A 20,454-nucleotide genomic window follows, 5' to 3' on the forward strand; every position below is an offset into this window, starting at 1 on the left:
GGCTTATCTACATAGATCATCAACTAACCGATATCAATAACTTTATCCCACGCAAATGCCAACGCCGTACTGCTAATCTCATTAGGATAAGCCCTAGGATTGACAATCACTCGCGTATTACCTATTCGATAATCGAATGCTTCATGGGTATGACCATGCACCCACAAAGTCGGTGCCCAGTCCTCATGCATCCACCCAGACAAATCACTAACAAACGCAGCATTACTTGGTAAATTGGCATATTTTTCAGACACAGACAATGCACTGACACTATGATGGCTCATCACCACGGTTTTTTTACCCAATTCTTTCGCTGTGATTAGGGCCTGTCGCAGCCACTGGCGATGCGTGGCATGTATTTGCATAGAAACCTCAGGTGAGAACATATCTTTACCTGCATATATCTGCTTATAATCACGCATAAAGTGCATCGCAGCAGCCATGGTATCTTCATTGGCATGATACTGATAGTCAGTCCACAGTGTGCAGCCTAATATTCGTATGTCACCAATATCGATATGCTGACACTGCAAAACACGAACCCCTTTATTAGAAGAGGTATCATAATTGTCCCAAGTCATCAGCTTTTGATCGAAACTGAGTACATCCTCATCGAAATACTCATGATTACCTGCGATCGTAATAAGAGGAACCTGCAACCGTGCTGCCTGCTCTTGTAGCCATGGCATACCTCTATCACTATTGGCAGTATCGCCTGCTACCAGTACAATATCTGCATCCGTTTTAGGAATATGCCCAATAGGATGTGACTGGCGGGCATAGCTATCAATATGTAGGTCACTTAATATTTGTAATTTCATATAATTCAATATCGTCTAATAGTATCATTATCAGCCAATCGGTAACGTTAGCGTATTTTAATAGGCCAGCACTCCTTTTGATAGACTGCATAATTGGTTGCAGATCAGCCTACTTATAAAACCTCTCAGGTAGTGTAACAGCTTTTTTCTGTCTGAAAAAAGTAAAAAAAGACAGCGATTTAGGCTGTCTTTTTTATTGTATTGCTATCAAAACTTAAATGCTTTGTAATATTCTATTTAGCTTCTCGGCAGGGTTTTTGGCTTGAGTGATTGAGCGTCCAATCACCAAATAATCAGAGCCATCTAACAATGCTTGACTTGGCGTACAGATACGCTTTTGATCGTCGGTATTGTCGTCTGCTAGTCGGATACCAGGCGTGACCAATTTAAAATCTTGACCGCATAACGCTTTAAGCGTTTTCGCTTCTTGAGCAGAGCACACTACCCCATCTAGCCCAGCCTGCTTAGTCAGCTGTGCCAGTCGGCTCACCTGAGCATCTAAGCGATCAGTAATGCCCGTTTGCAGTAATGCTTCGCTGTCCATAGAGGTCAATACAGTCACTGCGATGAGGAATGTATCAAGGTTATTATCTAGCAAACGTTGTTTTGCCAAGGACATAGCCTCTAGACCTGCACTAGCATGAACATTGACCATCCATACCCCAAGATCAGCTGCTGCCAATACTGCCTGGGCAGTGGTGTTAGGAATATCATGAAACTTCAGATCTAAGAATACCTCAAAGTTACGCTGATGCAGTGCCTTTACAATATCAGGACCACAGCGTGTAAATAGCTCTTTGCCCACTTTGAGCCGGCATAACGCTGGATCCAATTGGTCCGCTAAGGCCAAGGAAGCTTGCAAAGTCATATTGTCTAAAGCAACAATGACTGGAGAGTTAATCATATTATTCATGGTTTTGCCGCATATCAGAATTATTAGAGCACTGTATTTTCAAAATCAACAACCATTTCTATGGCCGAGCAATTTAATCTCACTTGCGCTTAGACAACGTACCACCTTCATTTAGATGTGTGTCTGTAGTGTCTTGCATATCAATCGATCTGGCACCATAGACAGCCTCCTCTACGGTTGGCGCACTGGCCTGACGGTCAATCACCACATTGGCTTGATTCAATTGCTCTTGTAGATTTGCATTTGCCTTTTGTAAACGTGAGATTTCCCATTTGTTCTGTAACACACGGAATATCAGCAATGCCAATAAGATACCAATAATAATACCTAGTATTAAGCACAGAATAAGCAGTAGACCCAAGTTCATCGTTGGTGCTTGCGAGAACAGTAAATTGACCCCGACCTCGGTATTATTTGCCAATACCAAACCGAGCGAGTAAGCAAAGCTCAAGAATAACAACACAAATAATAAAAAGCGCATGAGACAATTACCTTAGTTTGGAATGATAAATTTTAATCAATCAGTTATTAATAGATATTAGCTATGAGCTACTTTGTCATTGACGGCTTCACGCAACGCTTTACCTGGCTTGAAATGTGGAATAGCTTTAGCAGGAACGGGAACGCTCTCACCTGTCTTAGGATTGCGTCCAACTCGAGCACGGCGATGGTGTAGGCAGAAACTGCCAAATCCACGAACCTCGACTCTACCATCATTCGCCAACGTGTGGGTCATCAAATTTAATATTTCACGAACGGCATCATCAACGATGGTGTCTGCCATGTTGTCACAGTTGGCACTTAGATTACTGATAAATTCGGATTTATTAATTGCTTGCTGCATTATTACGCTTGCCTTATCGATTAATGGATAAACTGATCATGAGTCAAGACAGTGTTCTTTGTAACACCTTAAATAGCCAAATGATTTTATCTGGTACTAAATAAATATAATTATTAAAGTTATATCGTCACTCTACAAACACCGCAGCTCAAATCACGTTACTCAATGTTGCAAATGATAACGGATATTGGGGTAAATAGGAATAAGAGTTTGGTCATTTAGCCAAAAACCTCACCTATTATCACCAATATCGAAATTCAATCATAAAAAAAGCGACCTAAGTCGCTTTTTTTATTGTTTTTATATCAACAACTTGCAAATTATCGCATTTGCTCTTTGATCAAATCACCAATCGTTTTTGGCTGTGCATCAGAACCTGCTGCTGCAGTGGTGTTCGTGCTACCAAGATCTTTAATCGCTTGACGCTCTTCAGCTTCGTCTTTCGCTTTGATAGACAAGTTGATGTTGCGTGTTTTACGATCAACACTGATGATTTTCGCTTCAACGTCGTCACCGACAGATAGATGCTTAGTTGCATCTTCAACGCGATCACGCTGGATTTCAGAAGCGCGTAGATAAGCTTCAACTTCGTCAGCAAGTTCGATAGTAGCGCCTTTAGCGTCGACTTCTTTTACTTTACCATTAACGATAGCACCGCGGTCATTACCAACCAAGTACTCGTTGAATGGATCAGAGCTTAACTGCTTAATGCCAAGGCTAATACGGTTAGCTTCTGCATCTACAGACAATACCATAGCTTCTACAGTGTCGCCTTTGTTGTAGTTACGGATAGCGTCTTCGCCAGTTTCGTTCCAAGAGATATCAGATAGATGAACCAGACCATCAATACCACCGTCTAGACCGATAAAGATACCGAAGTCAGTGATTGATTTGATCGTACCAGTGATTTTATCACCGCGCTCATGTTTTTTATCAAACTCATCCCATGGGTTAGCTAAAGTTTGTTTGATACCTAGGCTGATACGACGACGTTCTTCGTCGATATCAAGGATCATTACTTCAACTTCGTCGCCCACTTGAACCACTTTAGATGGGTGGATGTTCTTGTTGGTATGATCCATTTCTGATACGTGTACTAGACCTTCAATACCTTCAGAAATCTCAGCAAAACAACCATAATCAGTTAGGTTGGTTACGCGAGCTTTAACCACACTACCCACTGGGTAAGTACCGCCAACGTTGTCCCAAGGATCAGTACCAAGTTGTTTTAGACCTAGGCTTACGCGATTACGCTCACGGTCAAACTTCAATACTTTAACTTTTAGGTCTTGGCCAACTTCAACAACTTCAGATGGGTGCTTGATACGGCGCCATGCCATGTCAGTGATGTGCAATAGACCATCAATACCACCTAGATCAACGAATGCGCCGTAATCAGTAAGGTTCTTAACGATACCTTCGATCTCGATGCCTTCTTCAAGCTTGTTCAATAGCTCTTCGCGCTCAGCTGAGTTTTCAGCTTCCATTACTGCACGGCGGCTAACAACAACGTTGTTGCGTTTTTGGTCAAGTTTGATGACTTTGAATTCTAGCTCTTTGCCTTCAAGATGAGTCGTATCACGGATAGGACGTACATCTACCAATGAACCTGGTAAGAAAGCGCGTACTGAACCGATATCTACAGTGAAACCACCTTTAACTTTGCTTGAGATAATGCCTTTTACGATTTCATCGTTATCAGCGATTTTTTCAAGGAAGTTCCAAGTTTCAACACGTTTAGCTTTTTCACGTGACAGCAAGGTTTGACCCATGCCGTTATCAACCGCTTCCACTACGACATCAACGCTATCGCCAACTTCAACTTCAAGTTCGCCTTCTTCGCTTAAAAACTCTTCACGAGCGACGATACCTTCAGATTTAAGACCAGTATCTACTGTGATCCAATCGCTATCGATGGCCACAACAGCACCTGTAATAACCGAGCCACGCTCGATATCCAGACCCTGCTCTTCAATGCTCGCTTCAAATAGTTCAGCAAATGATTCCATTATGTCTACCTTTGTATAGCCGTATCCTGTCCAGCACAGTACGGATCAAATTTATGACAGTATAAAACGAGATACTGGTTTTATATCTTATACCATCATGTAAAAAAACGTTTGTTGTTAATAAAAGTACCATCAAATTTACTAGCAACAACTGTCTTAACTCAATGAGTCTTTATGACTAAAGCTCATTCGCTACTTTACCCGAAAAAACTCAATCTTCAACCAACTAATTTTACATCAAAAACAACCCTTTTAGGAAAATTTTTAGTAGTCAATATGTTGTTTTTATTAACTATTAAAAAAAACACCGCGATCTTGACAGTGTTTTTTCACTTGTTTATACACAGCATCAGCATCAAGGTCAGAGCTATCAAGTAACAATGCATCTGCTGCAGGTTTTGAAGGCGCCGTACTGCGGTTTTCATCCCGATCGTCGCGCTCTTTAATGGTCGCTAAGATCGCTTCAAAATCTGCTGTTTGTCCAGCATTAGTCAGCTGAATAACGCGGCGCTCAGCACGCGCTTCCGCGCTCGCCGTCAAATATACTTTCACATCGGCATCTGGGAATACAACGGTTCCCATGTCACGACCATCAGCGACAAGCCCTGAGCGTGTCGCCATATCTTGTTGCAACGTAAGCAGCGCTTGACGAACTGTTGGAAACACCGCGATTTGTGAAGCATATCCGCCGACTGTCTCATTGCGTACTTGCTCACCTACCGCTTGTCCATTTACGATGATATCTACGCGCCCTGACTCATTATTTGGGACAAAAGCTATCTTTAAGCTCTTAGTAAGCGCTAAGACCGCCGACTCATCGATTGGTTGGCTGGCATCCGTAGTTATCAATCCCGCCTTAAATGCTTTGAGTCCGACAATTCTATATAACGCTCCAGAGTCTAATAACTGATACCCCAATACTTGAGCTAAGCGCCATGTGACTGTGCCTTTACCTGCTCCGCTAGGCCCATCAATACAAATAACAGGATATCGTGCTGAGCGACCTTCGCTCTCATTTTTATTGAGTAGATCATTATCAGCTGCAAAAACGGTCATAATACTTACTCAATAGTGATTGTTACTTGTGGGGCTTATTATAAAAGAGCAATGAAGCAATATGTGACGATATATCAGGTACTTAATCACCTACACAGAGTGTCGCTGTCAAATAGGGCAATATTATAGCAAAAAATCACTGCTATCACTAGCGCCAAGACTAATATCTTGTTTATTAATCACTTTATCTCAAGTAATTTTTTATTCTGTTTCGCTAATCGCCGCCGCTCACGAAAGAACCTCTTGAGCAATTGACTGCTCATCTCGCCGCACAGCCCTTTATACACGCGAATGTTATGATTATAAAAAGACTGCATGGACAAGTCCATTTGACTACCCACCATACCAGCACGTGGCTCACTTGCCGCGTATACGAGCCTATCGACACGCGCATGAATAAGCGCACCAATACACATCGTACAAGGCTCTAGTGTCACGTACAAAGTTGTCTGTAGTGGCAATCGATAATTCTGTAGACGCTGACACGCCTCTCTTAATGCGACTATCTCAGCATGTGCCGTCGCATCATGACCGCCAATCGGTTGATTGAAACCCTGCCCAATGATCTGCTGATCGTGTACCAATACAGCACCTACTGGCACCTCACCGACATCAGCGCCTTGGCTCGCTAGTCTAAGAGCCTTTTGCATCCATTGAACATCTGATAGCGACCAAAACATAAGCTGGGCAAAAGGTATACTTGCTGAGTCGCTCGCCGCTGACAAATAAGGCGCTAAAGTTGTCTTCATCATATTTAGCATTTATTGCGGTAGCTGCCAGTCAATGGGCGTTCGGCCATACTGCACCAGATAATCATTGGTTTTGGAAAATGGCTTTGTCCCAAAAAATCCACCACGGTTGGCAGCCAGAGGAGAAGGATGCACTGCCGTTAAAATAAGATGCTTATCAGTATCAATATACTTCCCTTTTTTCTGCGCTTTACTGCCCCACAATATAAATACCGTGTGTTCTGTCTGCTCATTGACTGCGTCAATCACCGCGTCAGTGAACTGCTCCCAACCTTTGTTTTGGTGACTGTTCGGCTCGCCTTCTTTGACCGTCAAAGAGCTATTGAGTAACAAAACACCCTGCTCTGCCCAGTAGGTCAGATCCCCATGCGCTGAAGGACGAATACCGATATCATCTGCCATCTCCTTGAGCAAATTGTTCAATGATGGCGGTTTAGGAATAGATTTGGGAACAGAGAATGACAAGCCCATTGCCTGTCCTGGGCGATGATACGGATCCTGACCCAAAATAACGACCTTAACTTGCGATAAAGGCGTGAGGTTAAGCGCATTGAACATGAGTGGCGCAGGCGGGTAAATACTATCATCAGACTGATAGGCTTCTTTTAGAAATGCACGCAGGTTGTCCATGTTGTCAGACGTCAATTCATCTGCGAGGGCCATCTTCCAGTCTTCTGGTAGGCGAACATTGTCTAAAATAGCTTGTTTTTGTTCTGGCGTTTTGGTTGTCTGCTCGTCAAACAGCTCCATAGTACATCCTTTTTATATTTGTTATGACATGATGGCTCAGTGATTGGCCTATTTGAAAAATCAATACTAACAAAAAATCATGTAAATCTTGTTGATGAATTATAGCAATAAAAAAACGGCTACCGTAGTGCTACGGTAGCCGTTAATCTTGTATTCAAACTGAATATTTTAGCTAGCCACTGACTCAGAGTCTGAACGTGGCTCATGAGTCTCGACCACAGTCAAAACAATCCGACTATCAGGTGAACCTTTTTGCGAAGACTTATCTAACTTCACTGTATCACTGTCTTGCGTATCGTCGGCTTTAGGCGCCAAGGTCAAATGAACGACGCCGCCATTCACCAAGTCACCGAATAAAATCATACTTGCCAATGGTTTTTTGATCTCATCTTGGATGAGGCGCTGCATTGGACGTGCACCCATGAGGCGATCATAGCCTTTGTCAGCCAAATAATCACGCACATCATCATCAATCTCTAATGTCACTTGCTTATCATCAAGCTGTACTTGTAGCTCAACCAAGAACTTGTCAACAACTGACACAACCACTGAAGTATCTAGCGGATTGAACTGAATGATTGCGTCCAAACGATTTCGGAACTCTGGCGTAAAGACGCGCTTGAGCGCCTCAGTGTTATCGCGGCTATGATCTTGCTGGGTGAAGCCCATAGAAGAACGACTGATACTATCAGCACCAACGTTGGTCGTCATAATGATAATGACTTGTTTAAAGATCGCCACACGGCCATTGTTATCAGTCAATGTACCATGATCCATCACCTGCAATAGCAAGTTGAAGACATCAGGATGCGCTTTTTCAATCTCATCAAGTAGCAGTACGCAATGCGGATGTTGATTGATCTTTTCAGTCAACAATCCACCTTGATCGTAACCAACGTAGCCCGGAGGCGCACCGATCAGACGTGATGCTGTGTGCGCTTCCATGTACTCTGACATATCAAAGCGTACCAGCTCTACACCCAACAGATTGGCCAATTGACGAGAGACCTCCGTTTTACCCACCCCTGTCGGCCCTGCAAACATAAATGAGCCAATCGGCTTATCTGGTGCTTTTAGTCCTGCACGAGACAGTTTAATTGCATCAGCAAGCGTGGCAATCGCTTCATCTTGACCAAACACTAAGTGCTTAAGATCACGATCCAAGTGCTCAAGAATGCTCTTGTCATCACTCGATACCGATTTGGGCGGAATGCGTGCCAGTTTAGCGATAATGGCTTCGATATCAGCGACATCGATTTTCATCGGTGGCTTTTGTGCTTTAGCAGATTTTAGGCCATCGGCAGACTGAGCACGGTCGTTTGCCTTCGCCGTCTCTGCTTCGTCCTGCATCTCATTATCGCTGTCTGCATCATCATCGAGCCCTTCATCATCAGCATCAATCTGAGTATCAAAATCCTGCTCTAAATCTGCAATAAAGCTCTCTTCAGCTTCAATATCCTCTACATCAGGTACCACACCCAGACGTTTGTACGCACCTGCCTCATCGATCACATCAATGGCTTTATCGGGTAAAAAACGCTCATGAATGTGCTTGGCTGATAACTGTACAGCGGTCACTAATGCCTCATCCGTGTATTCCACATTATGAAACTCTTCGTAGCGAGGCTTGAGGCCACGCAAGATATCGACGGTATCATCCACACTTGGCTCTCTTACATCGATTTTTTGGAAACGACGCGATAGTGCATGGTCTTTTTCAAACACTTGACGATATTCAGTAAAGGTCGTTGAACCAATGCAGCGCAGCTCACCATTAGCCAAGGCAGGTTTGATAAGGTTAGATACGTCCATGTTGCTGCTCATTGACGACCCTGCGCCAATGATCATATGAATCTCATCAATAAATAAAATAGCATTGGGCTTTTTCTTAAGCGCATCAAGAAGCGATTTCATACGCTTTTCAAAATCACCACGATATTTCGTCCCAGCAATAAGCGAGCCAATATCAAGGCTATAAATCACGCAACCATTAAGAGGTTTTGGTGCTTTGTCGTTGATAATCAACCACGCCAAACCTTCAGCGATAGAGGTTTTACCAACGCCAGGCTCACCCACCAATAACGGATTATTTTTGCGGCGGCGACATAAAACTTGAGCGGCGCGTTCAATTTCAGAAGCGCGGCCAATGAGTGGATCTGTTTCGCCTTCAGCAGCACGCTGATTTAAATTGGTTGCAAACTCAACCAGTGGATCTTTGCTGGTTTTTTCAGACGCACTGCGGCGCTCACGAGTCATAGAAGCACGCTGCTCAGATGGCTCTTCTTTATCCTGACCATGCGATAAATATTGGGTCAGCTCAAGACGGCTAATACCCTGTTTTTTAAGCAGATAAACGGCATAAGTATCATGCTCTGAAAACATAGAAACCAAAATATCAGAGCCTTCTACCAATCGACCACCACCTATAGACTGCACATGAAAAATAGCGCGTTGCAAGATGCGATCAAAACTTTGCGTTGGCTGCGGTGACTGCTCTGTATCTGCATCAACAGTTGGCGTGTGCTTATTAATATACGCTTCAAGCTCAGTACGCAGTGCCGATACATTGGCATTACAGGCAGTCAGGGTATTGGCAGCGTGTGTATTTTCTAATAGCGCCAATAATAAATGTTCAACAGTAAGATACTCATGCGATTTTTGGCGCGCAAGCGTCATTGCTAAACGTAGAGAAACTTCAAGATGACGACTTAACATAACAACTTCCTACGGTTATATCTATCTTTATAATTGATAGTTTTATGAATGAGTTAATAAATAAATCAGGGCGGTCGTGCAATTGTTCAAGGGTTAGATTCATATTATTAAAAATCGTAGATACATCATTTGTACCAAAGAGTATTTTATGAATACGGTAGCCTATCGACCCGTTAGCAGTGATTGTAATAATTCATAGTCGCTTTTCTTTATATCAACACGATAATTCGACAGAGTCAATCTATTAACACAGACTAAAATGTATCAAAGCATGCTATGAGTACGTAACAGGGCGTGTAAAAGTGATGATGAGATAAACGCGGATATGAATAGTGAGCGATTGGACAGTTTTAAAGATTATTGAGGAGTCTGATTAATATATAAGGATATATGATAATAAAATCAAGATCATAGGAGCAATAAGATGGCTATATTTTGCAAACACAGCTATGCTATGTAACTTTTGAGAAAAGCATTTAGAACGGGGTGTTGATAATAGATAGCTCACTATAAAAGTGAGCTACTTGTAACGAAGAGATAAGCATGAAAAGCGATTAATGAAGTTTTGAAGGTTACTAATGAACACAGATACCGCTCATTGTTCTCCTTGATGAGGCTCGATCTGAGTCAATAGCGGGTAACCTTCTCTATGTGCCAAACTATTGACCTTTTTGGCCTTCGTCTCAGCGATGTCTTTGGGATAGATGCCCGCAATACCTTTACTGCTGTTATGGATCGTTAGCATAATTTCAACCGCGGCATCCATACTATGGCGGAATTCTGACTGTAAGATATAAACAACAAACTCCATAGGTGTATAGTTGTCATTGTACATAACGACCGCGTACATAGGCGGCTTAGCCACTTCTGGCTCTGCAACCAACACGTCTGCTTGCGGTGACGTTTCATTATCAGTATCGCCGTCTTGTGCACGATATGCTGGCATACTTGGAAAGTGCCAATCAGCAGCAGTTGGCGCGGTTTGTGATATCATTTTTTTCATCATAATCAAAATATAATTATAAGGTAAGTTTAGAAGAAAAGAGGTTGTCTAGGCGGGCAATAATACTCAACATGAAGCACAGTTTTTCTTTGGGTTTACCCACTGTGCTTCATATAAGACTGAGTCATCACTGTTCGATTTTTATTAAGATACACGGTTACTCAGTAACAATCGGGCTTTCATCGATTTCAGGTAAGTCTAGAAGTGATGGTAGCACGTTATCGACTCTGTCACCGAGCTTCCAATCATACAACTGCTCCACTTCCTGTCCGCCAGCTTGCAAGCTGAGCTTTGCTTGTAGAGACTTGAAGCCTGATGGCATCATAAAGCGACCTCGTATACGCACGATACCCTCAATTGCATAACTTGCAGGATCTAAAGGCACCTCTACAAGGTCATCATTATTGAGTAGGGTCAATGTTGGCTTGAGTCGTTTGGCTTGACCATCAGCGCTCAGCATCCCAATATCAAAACCGTACTCAAAAGCATCTTCAGGCAGTGGCTCAATCTTGGCACCCAAGACCTGTAGAGGCATACCACCTTTTTCAGTAATCACATCAGCATATATGTCGTTGAGCTGTGAAATTTGCCTGTTTTCTACCGTCAGGGCTTGTTGATTTTCACGCAGCTCTTTCAAGTTTGCAAGGCTGATGGCAAGCTCCTGCTTGGCTGTCGCGGCTTGATTGGTCGCGATTTTATTACTAAGACGCAAATCTTCTAGCGCTTTTGTCGCTTCAGTCCCATCGATAATTGCTTGCTTAGCCTGTGCTTCCATCGAATGAGATCCACGCTGATAACCAAGCTTATGACCAAATACCAACCCAGCCACAGCCGTTACCAGCACTGCCACTACAAACAGTGCCAACACCAAGGTAGACGTGCCCTGCTGGGTACTGCCAATACGACTTGTAGATCCATAGCTATTGTTGATGGAAAGCTCATTGCAACCCATACCATATAGAATAGACTTCTGGCACGGCAGACGTGCTGACTTTGTAAAACGGCGTTGTTCAAACTTAACACGCATCTATGTGGTATCTCTTAAGAGTAAGGGCAACTTATTATAGCGGAATTTATAATCAATACCTAGTACCATAAATATGAATGACTTAGCGGCAAAAAAGCCAGTATTAAGGTACGATGGGTGCAAAATTCAGTCCCATCGATTCATCAAAGCCGAACATCACATTCATATTCTGGACAGCTTGCCCTGCGGCACCTTTTACCAAATTGTCTTGCACCACAATGACCGTTAGTTCAGCACGCTCGTTGTCTTGATGTACTGCGATACGTAGACGATTACTTGCTCGAACACTACGCGTATCTGGATAAATACCCCTAGGCATCACATCAACAAACCCTTCTGACGCATAAGTATTTTCAAATGCCTGCTGCCAATCAATAGCCACACCTGCATCGGTCAGCTCCATGTGAATCGAGCTCAGCATACCGCGTATCATAGGCACTAAGTGCGGTAAAAAGCGAATGCGATGGGTAAACTGGCTGCCTAGTAATTGCGCAACCCCCTGCTCAATCTCAGGCAAGTGGCGATGACCTTCTACACTATAGGCTTTAAAATTATCCGTAGTTTCCGCATAATTGAGGGCGATTGATGCTTGACGACCAGCACCCGATACACCAGATTTGGCATCGATGACAATGCGAGATTCAACCAGTCTTTCTGCTTGCTCATTTTGTGCTTCGATCACAGGTTTTAAACCCAAGATCGCCGTGGTTGGATAGCAGCCAGGGTTACCTACTAACAAAGCGCTTGAAAGCTTGTCTCGAGTAACTTCAGGCAACCCATAAACCGCTGTCTTTAATAACTCAGGGCAGGCATGCGACTGCTTGTACCAGTGCTCAAACTCAGTCAATGACTGCAAACGAAAATCAGCAGCCAAGTCGATCACTTTTACGCCCGCTTGGGTCAGCGCTTCTGCTTGTTTCATCGCAACCCCATGAGGCGTTGCAAAAAATACCACATCACACTCTTGCAGCGCCGCAAGCGTATTATCACCTAAGTCACTAAAAACAATATCTGAGATACCGCGTAAGCTTGGAAATATTTCATCAGCACGTGTGCCCGCTTCGCTACGAGAAGTTAACAAATCAATAGATACTTCAGGATGAGCAGATAACAAGCGAATAAGCTCAATACCTGTGTAACCTGTACCACCGACAATCGCTGCTGAAATCATAAATTATCCCTTATTCTTAGTAAGCACTCGTTATATCTAATAAATTCTATATTTTTATCTAGCTTACAAAGCCATATAGACATAAAACCAGTCTGTCAATCCTACCGTCTCTGAATACCATAGCTTTAAATACCGTGGCTTTTAGATCTTGTAGTCATGTACCGCATCAACAAAGACTTTGGCATTGTCAGGATTCACCCACTGGGTAATACCATGACCTAAGTTTGCAATGTAGCCAGTTTTTTCGCCATTAGCATAGGCGCGATCAAGCATCGCATTCACTTCAGAGCGGATAGTGGCGGGTGATCCGTATAACGTTGCCGGATCTAAATTGCCTTGAATGGCTTTGCTGCTTTGTAGCTTCTTATGCTTTTTGGTTAACTCGCGCTGACTCTCAGTCAGTACTTGACGCGCGCGGTCAAGCGGCATCGTCCAATCTAAACCTAAAACGTCAGCTTCACTATCAGCCTGAATATCAAGCCATAACCCGCCACCTTTGGTAAATAATACCACTGGTACTTGTGGATGGCGTTGCTTTAGTTCAGCCACGATACGCTTGTTGTAATTGTGCGAAAACTCGATAAATTGACGATGACCAAGCGCCCCGCCCCAACTGTCAAATATTTGTACGATCTGAGCTCCGGCCACAATTTGTGCATCGAGATAGTCAATGACCGAAGTCGCAAGCTTATCTAATAACTGATGTAAAAAGCTGGGATCGCTATACAAAAAGCCTTTGGTATAACGATAATCCTTTGAACTACCCCCTTCTATCATATACGTCGCGAGCGTCCACGGGCTACCAGAAAATCCAAACAATGGTACTTGACCATTTAGTGCCGTGCGGATACTGGTTACAGCACGCATCACATAATCGAGTGAATCATTCGGCTCAAGAACTGGCAGTCTATCGAGATCCGCCTGCTTGCGAATTGGGTACTTGAATTTAGGGCCTTCGCCAGCCTCAAAATACAAACCCAATCCCAGGGCATCAGGAATGGTCAAGATGTCACTAAATAAGATCGCGGCATCTAAGTCATAACGACGTAATGGTTGGAGCGTCACTTCAGTGGCACGAGCCGTGTCTTTACAAAGGCTCATAAAATCACCTGCTTCAGCGCGAGTGGCCTTATACTCTGGCAAGTATCGACCAGCTTGACGCATCATCCATACTGGCGTGGTATCGATAGGTTCAAAGCGTAATGCACGCAACAGTCTGTCATTTTTTAGTGGTGCAAATTGCTGCTGAATCGAGTCACTCTTGTCTGAAGCACTCATGTACAAATCTCCAAAACAACGCAGTATCCATACTACTCATGGATACTGCGCTGGATAAAATAGGTTAAATAAAGTAATAATAAATATTTATAAAGTATAAACAACCTTGCTGAAGCTTGAAGCAAATCTCAATAGCCTTTTATAGCTTACCTAAAATCATAGATAAGCTATAAAAGCAACAGCTGTGCTATATCATGAATACGTTATACAGTTATCGCAAGATTATCACGATGTACCATCACCACACGATCTTCGTTACTACCGAAGATTTTGTCAAACTTCTCTGTACGTTCGCGAGCAACACGGTGCGCCTCATGCGATGAGAAATTTACCTGACCAACTGCTATACGCTCGCCTGTATCTTGATGGACAATTTCTACCACATCACCTTCATCAAAGCCACCACGAACTTCTACAACGCCCACAGGTAGCAGGCTTCTGTTGTGTTCAGTCAATGCTTTTGCGGCACCTGCATCAACGACCAAGCTACCTGACATACGTAGGTGCGCGGCCAGCCATTGTTTGCGAGCAATGATTTTATCTTCTTCGTTGGTGGTCAATAATGTACCGACTGCCTCACCTGAGACAACACGAGTGATCACATCGTCGATAGCACCGCTCACAATCACAGTAGGACAACCACCCATTGCAGCAAGACGACCAGCACGGATTTTGGTTAACATACCACCGCGTCCAAGCTTGCCACCGTCACCTGCGATATCAAATAAATAATCTGCCATGGCACGTTCTTGACGAATCATCTTAGCATCAGGATTGTCACGTGGGTTATCAGTGAACACACCTTCTTGATCCGTTAGGATAATATACAAATCAGCATTGACCATCGCTGCTGCCATCGCACCCAACGTGTCATTATCACCGAATTTGATCTCATCGATGGTGATGGTGTCATTTTCGTTAATAACCGGTAGGACACGCCACTCTAGTAACTGCGTCAGTGCCCCTGTGGTGTTAAGATAACGACTGCGGTTGGATAGGTCATCATGAGTCAATAGTAGCTGTGAGCTTTGGATACCATGTTGGATTAACGCCGACCACCACGTTTCAATCAACCCCATCTGACCAATAGAAGCACAGGCTTGTAGTGCAGCAAGTTTTTTAGGGCGCTCCTCAAGATCCATACGGACCACCCCTTCTGCAACAGCACCTGACGATACCAGCAGCACTTCAACGCCTCTTTTATGCAGCTTAGCAATCTGCTTTGCCCATTCATATATGGCAGTACGATCCAGCCCTCGTCCATTATTTGTCAACAATGATGAGCCAATCTTGACAATAACGCGCTGAATATCAAAGTTACGAGATTGTTTGATAAATCTTGCCTCTTCGGTCGTGTTTGCTATGTCACCTGCCATATAAACTCCTTTTTCATATCAATTGATTGTGTGTATTTGATTCACCATTCAAGTATCACTACTTAAGCATTCTAGCTTAAGGGACGTACATGACTTCTACGCCATCATCGTCATCGTCATTATAATCAGACGAGTCCAAACCTTCACGTGCTGCTTTTTTAGCAGCGCGATACGCTTCACGCTGGGCTTCAGTGTTGAGACGCACTTCGGCCTCTAAACGCTCAAAGCGCTCTTTTTGTGCTTCAGCAAAGATAGGATCTTCTATTTCGCGCTCGCGCTCAAGCTCAATATCGTTCATTAAATGATACTTTACCGCATCAACACCTTCACCAGTCAGGGTTGCTGTGCGAAATACCATACCTGTCCAACCAAGCTCTGCCACGATGTGTGTACAAAGCGCATTTAAATCTTCGTCATTGACCTGATCAATTTTGTTCAATACCAAAATTTGTGGCAAGTTGGCAAGTTCAGGCGAAAAACGCTCAAGTTCATTCAAAATAACGCGGGCGTTCTCGACTGGATCACTGCCATCGACAGGCTTAACATCCACCAAATGTAACAGACGACGGGTACGTGCAACATGTTTTAAGAAGCGAATACCAAGACCTGCGCCTTCTGATGCGCCTTCAATAAGACCGGGAATATCTGCCATGACAAAAGAGCGATGACGACCAATATCGACAACGCCCAAGTTTGGCACAAGTGTTGTGAACGGATAATCAGCAACTTTTGGTTTGGCGGCAGAGACTTGACGGATAAAGGTCGACTTACCCGCGTTAGGCAAGCCAATCAAGCCAACGTCAGCCACTACTTTTAGCTCAAATTTAAGAACCTTTAACTCACCTTCAAAACCAGACGTGGCTTTACGCGGTGCTTGGTTGGTCGAGCTTTTAAAATGGGTATTGCCAAGACCACCGTCACCACCTTTGGCGACTAATAGCGTCTGGCCAATTTCAATCAAATCACCGAGTACTTCATCAGTTTCGGTATCCACGACCGTTGTACCAACTGGTACTGGTAAATACAAATCATCTGATCCTTTGCCTGAGCAGTTTCTGCTATGACCGTTCTCAGCGCGCATGGCATCATGACGACGCGTATAGCGATAGTCAACTAGAGTGTTGGTGTTGTCCTCTGCAATGACATAAATATCTCCGCCCTTGCCACCATCGCCACCATCCGGTCCACCACGTGGGACATATTTTTCTCGGCGAAAACTGGCGATTCCGTTACCACCGTCACCTGCTTTTACCGTTACGACGGCTTCATCAATAAATCGCATCTTACGTTCCTTAATTCACAATCCAGTCTATGACTGGTGACAACCAGCGGTTGTATTTTGAGGTTTTGCTATATCGTTCTGACAAAATGAGCAATCTATAGAAGCTATGTTACGTCATGCCCATTATGACAACAACACCCGATAATCAATCGGACTATCGGGTGTTTAAGTATGACAGTTAAAGTGATACCAAACCATGAAAAATCACGTCTAATGTAGCGCTATTTTTAAGACGTTACTATTTCTATGTGTTTGAGATGACTTTATTGTGCACGTATTCTAGGGTTACGCTGGAACCTGAGTATAGCTGATTCCTGCCATCTGCGTCGCCAGACGTAATACCTGAGTACTATAGCCAACTTCATTATCATACCAAACATAGACGATGGCATGGTTGTCAGTCAAAATGGTCGCTTGAGCATCAACGATACCGACATGAGTGGTACCAACAAAGTCAGTAGATACCGCTTCTGTAGAATCAGTATAAGCAATTTGCGACTGCCACGCGCTGCTATTAGCAATCTTACGTAAGAACTCGTTCAATGCATCAGCACTTTCTGGTGCTGTCTTTAGATTCAAATTCAAGATGGCCAAACTGACATTAGGGGTTGGTACACGAATGGCGTTACCAGTCAATTTACCACTCAATTCTGGGAGCGCTTTGCCCACTGCTTTTGCCGCGCCAGTACTGGTGATAACCATGTTCATCACCGCACTACGACCACGGCGATCCGCTTTATGATAGTTATCTACCAAGTTTTGATCATTGGTAAATGAGTGAATGGTTTCTACATGACCGTTTTCGATACCGTATTCGTCATTTAGTACGTTTAATGTCGGGGTAATGGCATTGGTGGTACAGCTCGCAGCACTTACGATTGTGTCATCACCAACAGTGTCATTGTTCACACCATAAACCACGTTTTTGATCTCGCCACCAGCAGGAGCAGTCAATAGAACCTTTTTCACGCCAGTAGACTGTAGATGCTTGCCAAGACCTGCTTCATCTTTCCAAATACCCGTGTTATCAATAACAAGTGCATCGTTGATACCATAAGCGGTATAGTCAATCTCACTTGGGTCTTTGGCGTAGATAACTTGTACAAAACGACCGTTTACGATCATGCCGTTATTATCATCGTCGATGCTGATGCCGCCTAAGAATCTACCATGAATCGAGTCACGCTCAAGCAATGAGATACGCTTAGCAAGATCGCCAGCAGCGGCTGGACGTACCACGATGGCTTTTAATTGTAGACCTTTGGCGCTTGATGCTTGAGATAATAGCAGACGAGTCAAGATACGACCGATACGACCAAAACCATATAGCACAACATCGGCGGCTTCATTCATGGCACCTGCATTGTCAATAGACTGTAGCGCTGCCTGTACGTCAGTGTCATTAGCAATCAATTGTCCGACATCAATACGAGTCGCTTGAATCTCTTTGTTTTCGGCGATGACTTTTACCATTGTCAACGTGTCAGCAATATCAATGACTTTAGCACCGTTATCACGTAATGCCGCTTTTTGATGTAGCGCTAATAGTTGACCAACTGAGGTTGAATCTAACGTTTCACCAAACAAGGTCACTTGCACATCTTGCTCGTTGTAGAGCTTGTTCAATAGCCCCATCAGCTCAATGGCTTGTTGCTCTTGATTGTTGTAGTTCTTTAAGTGGTCTTGATGTAATTGGCGTAAGGTATCAGCGTTGCTCACGAGAAACATCCTTATGGTCAGTAATGTATGATCGAAAAATATGAGGAAATATAAATAAGATAGGTCGTGTCTGCTCTAAGTGGTGACTCTAATATGATAATCAATCACGATCAATATCAGTTCTTGACGTCAGAGTATTCAGATCGCCTAGATTTTAGCCTAAAACGTCTAATTTTGCCAGTAGTAACCGAGCGGCTGGCTTTTATTAGGCCTCGTCAAGATATATAAAGATAAAAATAAAACAGCACATAAGGCTGCTTTATTTTCATTTGTTTAGGGCGTGTTGAACAAAATATTTACGTCATTAATTATCTGATTATGATGTAGCGCTTCACAAAACGCTAATTCAGCTGCTAAAAACTCAAGGCACCAAGTTCACACTTTGATCGGTTTGTGAGGTCAGCTTAAACTCTTTTAGATCATAGCCTTGTTGCTGGGCAATCTGCCGATATTTTGCATAAGTCTGTTGACTGATATTTGGCGAACGGGCCAAAAGCCAGAGATACTCTTTGTCAGGCGTGCCGACCAAAGCTGTTTTATAATCCGCATCACGTGCCAGTACCCAATAATCGGCGCGGCCCACTGGTACCCAGCGAATCCACTTCGGTAAGAACGTCACTTTTAGTTTGCTACCACTTTCATCGACTGGCTTAGCCAAACCTTCTGCCGTGATACCTGAACCATCCTCGCTCACGCATTTGTTAGTGACGACAATGCCTGACCCATCGGTCTTTTGCGTATAGTTTGCCGTGACATCGCCTGCACATTTGCGCTGGAAATACATAGGTAGACGTCCAATCTCATACCATGTCCCAGCGTATTCATTGAGATCGACACTGTCTACTGTCGTTGGCGTACTTGCAGATTTATAAATAATATCACTTGGCTTGACAGACAGCATTTCTGTCGTCGTTTTATCATTCGCTGTATTGGCTTGTGTCGTGTTAGCCTGCTGCTTGGTGTTGGCTGCCGTCATATTATCCGGTTGCGTCGCTGCATAGGCTGAGAACGCGGCAAGCGGTATGATAATCGCTAACGCAATGCCGGTATGCTTAATAAGTCCATTCATAAATATACGCTCCGGTATGTCTTTATATGATGAGTCAATATGGGCGGATGCTATATCAATAGTTTGAGAGCTGTCTTGTATGTTACCGACCTGATCATCTACAAGCTTAGATACCAATGGCTCGTTTTGATTCAACATTACAGGGCGCTCATAACCATTAGCAGCATCGAATTTGTCTTTATGATGACTTTCTACATCTTGATTCGCTTTAGCGTTATTCATAGTAGACTCTTTTGCCTTGGTACCACGTCTTCCAGCACTTTTGTATCCAAAATAGCTGTCTTGTGAAGGCATAGCTTCTGCCAGATGAGGTGAATATTCGCTTTTTAGGTTTTCATTGCTCAGTTTTTTATGGCTATAGTTCGCATCATTACTGGCATTTATTGTTTGTTGCGCATGACGACCATCGTTATAACTGTTTGGCTGTATAGGCTGCTGAGATTGAGAACCAGCCGCCTGTGAGTCAGTCCATGCTGACTCAGGTAACTTATTGGTTTTCATAGGGATACCGTTATTAATAATGATTGTTAAAATTCTTCATCAGCGTTATTTAAATGAATTTGATTCCAAAAAGGCTTGTTGACCCAATCTCGAATTGTACTGCTACCAACAATTTTTTATTAGGGGCTGTATAGAATTGAGAAAACATTGAAAAAAATAAGCAACACCTTA

At 43.5% G+C, this 20,454-nt stretch carries 17 protein-coding genes; all 17 read right to left on the reverse strand.

Going from position 1 to position 20,454, the window contains the following annotated elements; translation table 11 throughout:
- Positions 1-23 precede the first annotated feature (23 nt).
- The 17 genes from L0G63_RS06045 to L0G63_RS06125 all read right to left on the reverse strand — a co-directional run bounded on the left by L0G63_RS06045 (position 24) and on the right by L0G63_RS06125 (position 20,283).
- A complete protein-coding gene (locus L0G63_RS06045) occupies positions 24-821 on the reverse strand; it encodes a metallophosphoesterase (protein WP_301449827.1) in 798 nt (265 codons plus the stop codon).
- Positions 822-1,035: 214 nt separating this feature from the next.
- Positions 1,036-1,734: an orotidine-5'-phosphate decarboxylase gene (gene pyrF / locus L0G63_RS06050; RefSeq protein ID WP_301449828.1), complete on the reverse strand. Its 699-nt coding sequence runs from the start codon at positions 1,732-1,734 to the stop codon at positions 1,036-1,038.
- 79 nt (positions 1,735-1,813) lie between these two features.
- Complete coding sequence (locus L0G63_RS06055) at positions 1,814-2,215, reverse strand: lipopolysaccharide assembly protein LapA domain-containing protein (RefSeq protein WP_301449829.1); 402 nt, start codon at positions 2,213-2,215, stop codon at positions 1,814-1,816.
- 57 nt (positions 2,216-2,272) lie between these two features.
- Positions 2,273-2,578, reverse strand: a complete 306-nt coding sequence (locus tag L0G63_RS06060) for an integration host factor subunit beta (protein ID WP_058024195.1) — start codon at positions 2,576-2,578, stop codon at positions 2,273-2,275.
- A gap of 320 nt (positions 2,579-2,898) precedes the next feature.
- Entirely contained in the window at positions 2,899-4,587 is a 1,689-nt protein-coding gene (rpsA, locus tag L0G63_RS06065) for a 30S ribosomal protein S1 (protein WP_301449830.1), read from the reverse strand.
- Between the two features lie 288 nt (positions 4,588-4,875).
- Complete coding sequence (gene cmk / locus L0G63_RS06070; protein WP_301449831.1) at positions 4,876-5,643, reverse strand: (d)CMP kinase; 768 nt, start codon at positions 5,641-5,643, stop codon at positions 4,876-4,878.
- 179 nt (positions 5,644-5,822) lie between these two features.
- The gene (gene tadA, locus L0G63_RS06075; RefSeq protein ID WP_301449843.1) at positions 5,823-6,323 is read right to left on the reverse strand and encodes a tRNA adenosine(34) deaminase TadA; all 501 of its coding nucleotides are present in this window, start codon (positions 6,321-6,323) and stop codon (positions 5,823-5,825) included.
- A gap of 81 nt (positions 6,324-6,404) precedes the next feature.
- Positions 6,405-7,142 carry a uracil-DNA glycosylase gene (locus tag L0G63_RS06080; RefSeq protein WP_301449832.1) on the reverse strand — a complete coding sequence of 246 codons (738 nt, stop codon included), beginning with the start codon at positions 7,140-7,142 and terminating at the stop codon, positions 6,405-6,407.
- 168 nt (positions 7,143-7,310) lie between these two features.
- Positions 7,311-9,857 (reverse strand): ATP-dependent Clp protease ATP-binding subunit ClpA, encoded by a 2,547-nt coding sequence (gene clpA / locus L0G63_RS06085; RefSeq protein ID WP_301449833.1) that lies wholly within the window; start codon positions 9,855-9,857, stop codon positions 7,311-7,313.
- A gap of 595 nt (positions 9,858-10,452) precedes the next feature.
- Positions 10,453-10,851 carry an ATP-dependent Clp protease adaptor ClpS gene (locus tag L0G63_RS06090; protein WP_301449834.1) on the reverse strand — a complete coding sequence of 133 codons (399 nt, stop codon included), beginning with the start codon at positions 10,849-10,851 and terminating at the stop codon, positions 10,453-10,455.
- 166 nt (positions 10,852-11,017) lie between these two features.
- Positions 11,018-11,887 (reverse strand): hypothetical protein, encoded by an 870-nt coding sequence (locus tag L0G63_RS06095; protein WP_301449835.1) that lies wholly within the window; start codon positions 11,885-11,887, stop codon positions 11,018-11,020.
- Between the two features lie 103 nt (positions 11,888-11,990).
- Positions 11,991-13,058, reverse strand: coding sequence for an N-acetyl-gamma-glutamyl-phosphate reductase (gene argC, locus L0G63_RS06100; RefSeq protein ID WP_301449836.1), 1,068 nt, complete (start codon positions 13,056-13,058; stop codon positions 11,991-11,993).
- A 141-nt stretch (positions 13,059-13,199) separates the two neighbouring features.
- Complete coding sequence (gene hemE / locus L0G63_RS06105) at positions 13,200-14,336, reverse strand: uroporphyrinogen decarboxylase (protein WP_301449837.1); 1,137 nt, start codon at positions 14,334-14,336, stop codon at positions 13,200-13,202.
- Between the two features lie 203 nt (positions 14,337-14,539).
- The gene (gene proB, locus L0G63_RS06110; RefSeq protein WP_301449838.1) at positions 14,540-15,712 is read right to left on the reverse strand and encodes a glutamate 5-kinase; all 1,173 of its coding nucleotides are present in this window, start codon (positions 15,710-15,712) and stop codon (positions 14,540-14,542) included.
- A gap of 76 nt (positions 15,713-15,788) precedes the next feature.
- Positions 15,789-16,994, reverse strand: a complete 1,206-nt coding sequence (cgtA, locus tag L0G63_RS06115; protein ID WP_301449839.1) for an Obg family GTPase CgtA — start codon at positions 16,992-16,994, stop codon at positions 15,789-15,791.
- 285 nt (positions 16,995-17,279) lie between these two features.
- Positions 17,280-18,722: a glyceraldehyde-3-phosphate dehydrogenase gene (locus L0G63_RS06120; protein WP_301449840.1), complete on the reverse strand. Its 1,443-nt coding sequence runs from the start codon at positions 18,720-18,722 to the stop codon at positions 17,280-17,282.
- A gap of 352 nt (positions 18,723-19,074) precedes the next feature.
- Entirely contained in the window at positions 19,075-20,283 is a 1,209-nt protein-coding gene (locus L0G63_RS06125; RefSeq protein ID WP_301449841.1) for a lipocalin family protein, read from the reverse strand.
- Between the last annotated feature and the right edge of the window lie 171 nt (positions 20,284-20,454).

The sequence above is a fragment of the Psychrobacter sp. genome (genome assembly GCF_030454045.1).
Taxonomy (GTDB): domain Bacteria; phylum Pseudomonadota; class Gammaproteobacteria; order Pseudomonadales; family Moraxellaceae; genus Psychrobacter.

Coding starts and splice junctions, on each gene's coding strand:
- L0G63_RS06045 (WP_301449827.1), bottom strand. CDS start 821: ATGAAATTACAAATATTAAGTGACCTACATATTGATAGCTATGCCCGC.
- pyrF (WP_301449828.1), bottom strand. CDS start 1,734: ATGAATAATATGATTAACTCTCCAGTCATTGTTGCTTTAGACAATATG.
- L0G63_RS06055 (WP_301449829.1), bottom strand. CDS start 2,215: ATGCGCTTTTTATTATTTGTGTTGTTATTCTTGAGCTTTGCTTACTCG.
- L0G63_RS06060 (WP_058024195.1), bottom strand. CDS start 2,578: ATGCAGCAAGCAATTAATAAATCCGAATTTATCAGTAATCTAAGTGCC.
- rpsA (WP_301449830.1), bottom strand. CDS start 4,587: ATGGAATCATTTGCTGAACTATTTGAAGCGAGCATTGAAGAGCAGGGT.
- cmk (WP_301449831.1), bottom strand. CDS start 5,643: ATGACCGTTTTTGCAGCTGATAATGATCTACTCAATAAAAATGAGAGC.
- tadA (WP_301449843.1), bottom strand. CDS start 6,323: ATGTTTTGGTCGCTATCAGATGTTCAATGGATGCAAAAGGCTCTTAGA.
- L0G63_RS06080 (WP_301449832.1), bottom strand. CDS start 7,142: ATGGAGCTGTTTGACGAGCAGACAACCAAAACGCCAGAACAAAAACAA.
- clpA (WP_301449833.1), bottom strand. CDS start 9,857: ATGTTAAGTCGTCATCTTGAAGTTTCTCTACGTTTAGCAATGACGCTT.
- L0G63_RS06090 (WP_301449834.1), bottom strand. CDS start 10,851: ATGATATCACAAACCGCGCCAACTGCTGCTGATTGGCACTTTCCAAGT.
- L0G63_RS06095 (WP_301449835.1), bottom strand. CDS start 11,887: ATGCGTGTTAAGTTTGAACAACGCCGTTTTACAAAGTCAGCACGTCTG.
- argC (WP_301449836.1), bottom strand. CDS start 13,058: ATGATTTCAGCAGCGATTGTCGGTGGTACAGGTTACACAGGTATTGAG.
- hemE (WP_301449837.1), bottom strand. CDS start 14,336: ATGAGTGCTTCAGACAAGAGTGACTCGATTCAGCAGCAATTTGCACCA.
- proB (WP_301449838.1), bottom strand. CDS start 15,712: ATGGCAGGTGACATAGCAAACACGACCGAAGAGGCAAGATTTATCAAA.
- cgtA (WP_301449839.1), bottom strand. CDS start 16,994: ATGCGATTTATTGATGAAGCCGTCGTAACGGTAAAAGCAGGTGACGGT.
- L0G63_RS06120 (WP_301449840.1), bottom strand. CDS start 18,722: ATGTTTCTCGTGAGCAACGCTGATACCTTACGCCAATTACATCAAGAC.
- L0G63_RS06125 (WP_301449841.1), bottom strand. CDS start 20,283: ATGAAAACCAATAAGTTACCTGAGTCAGCATGGACTGACTCACAGGCG.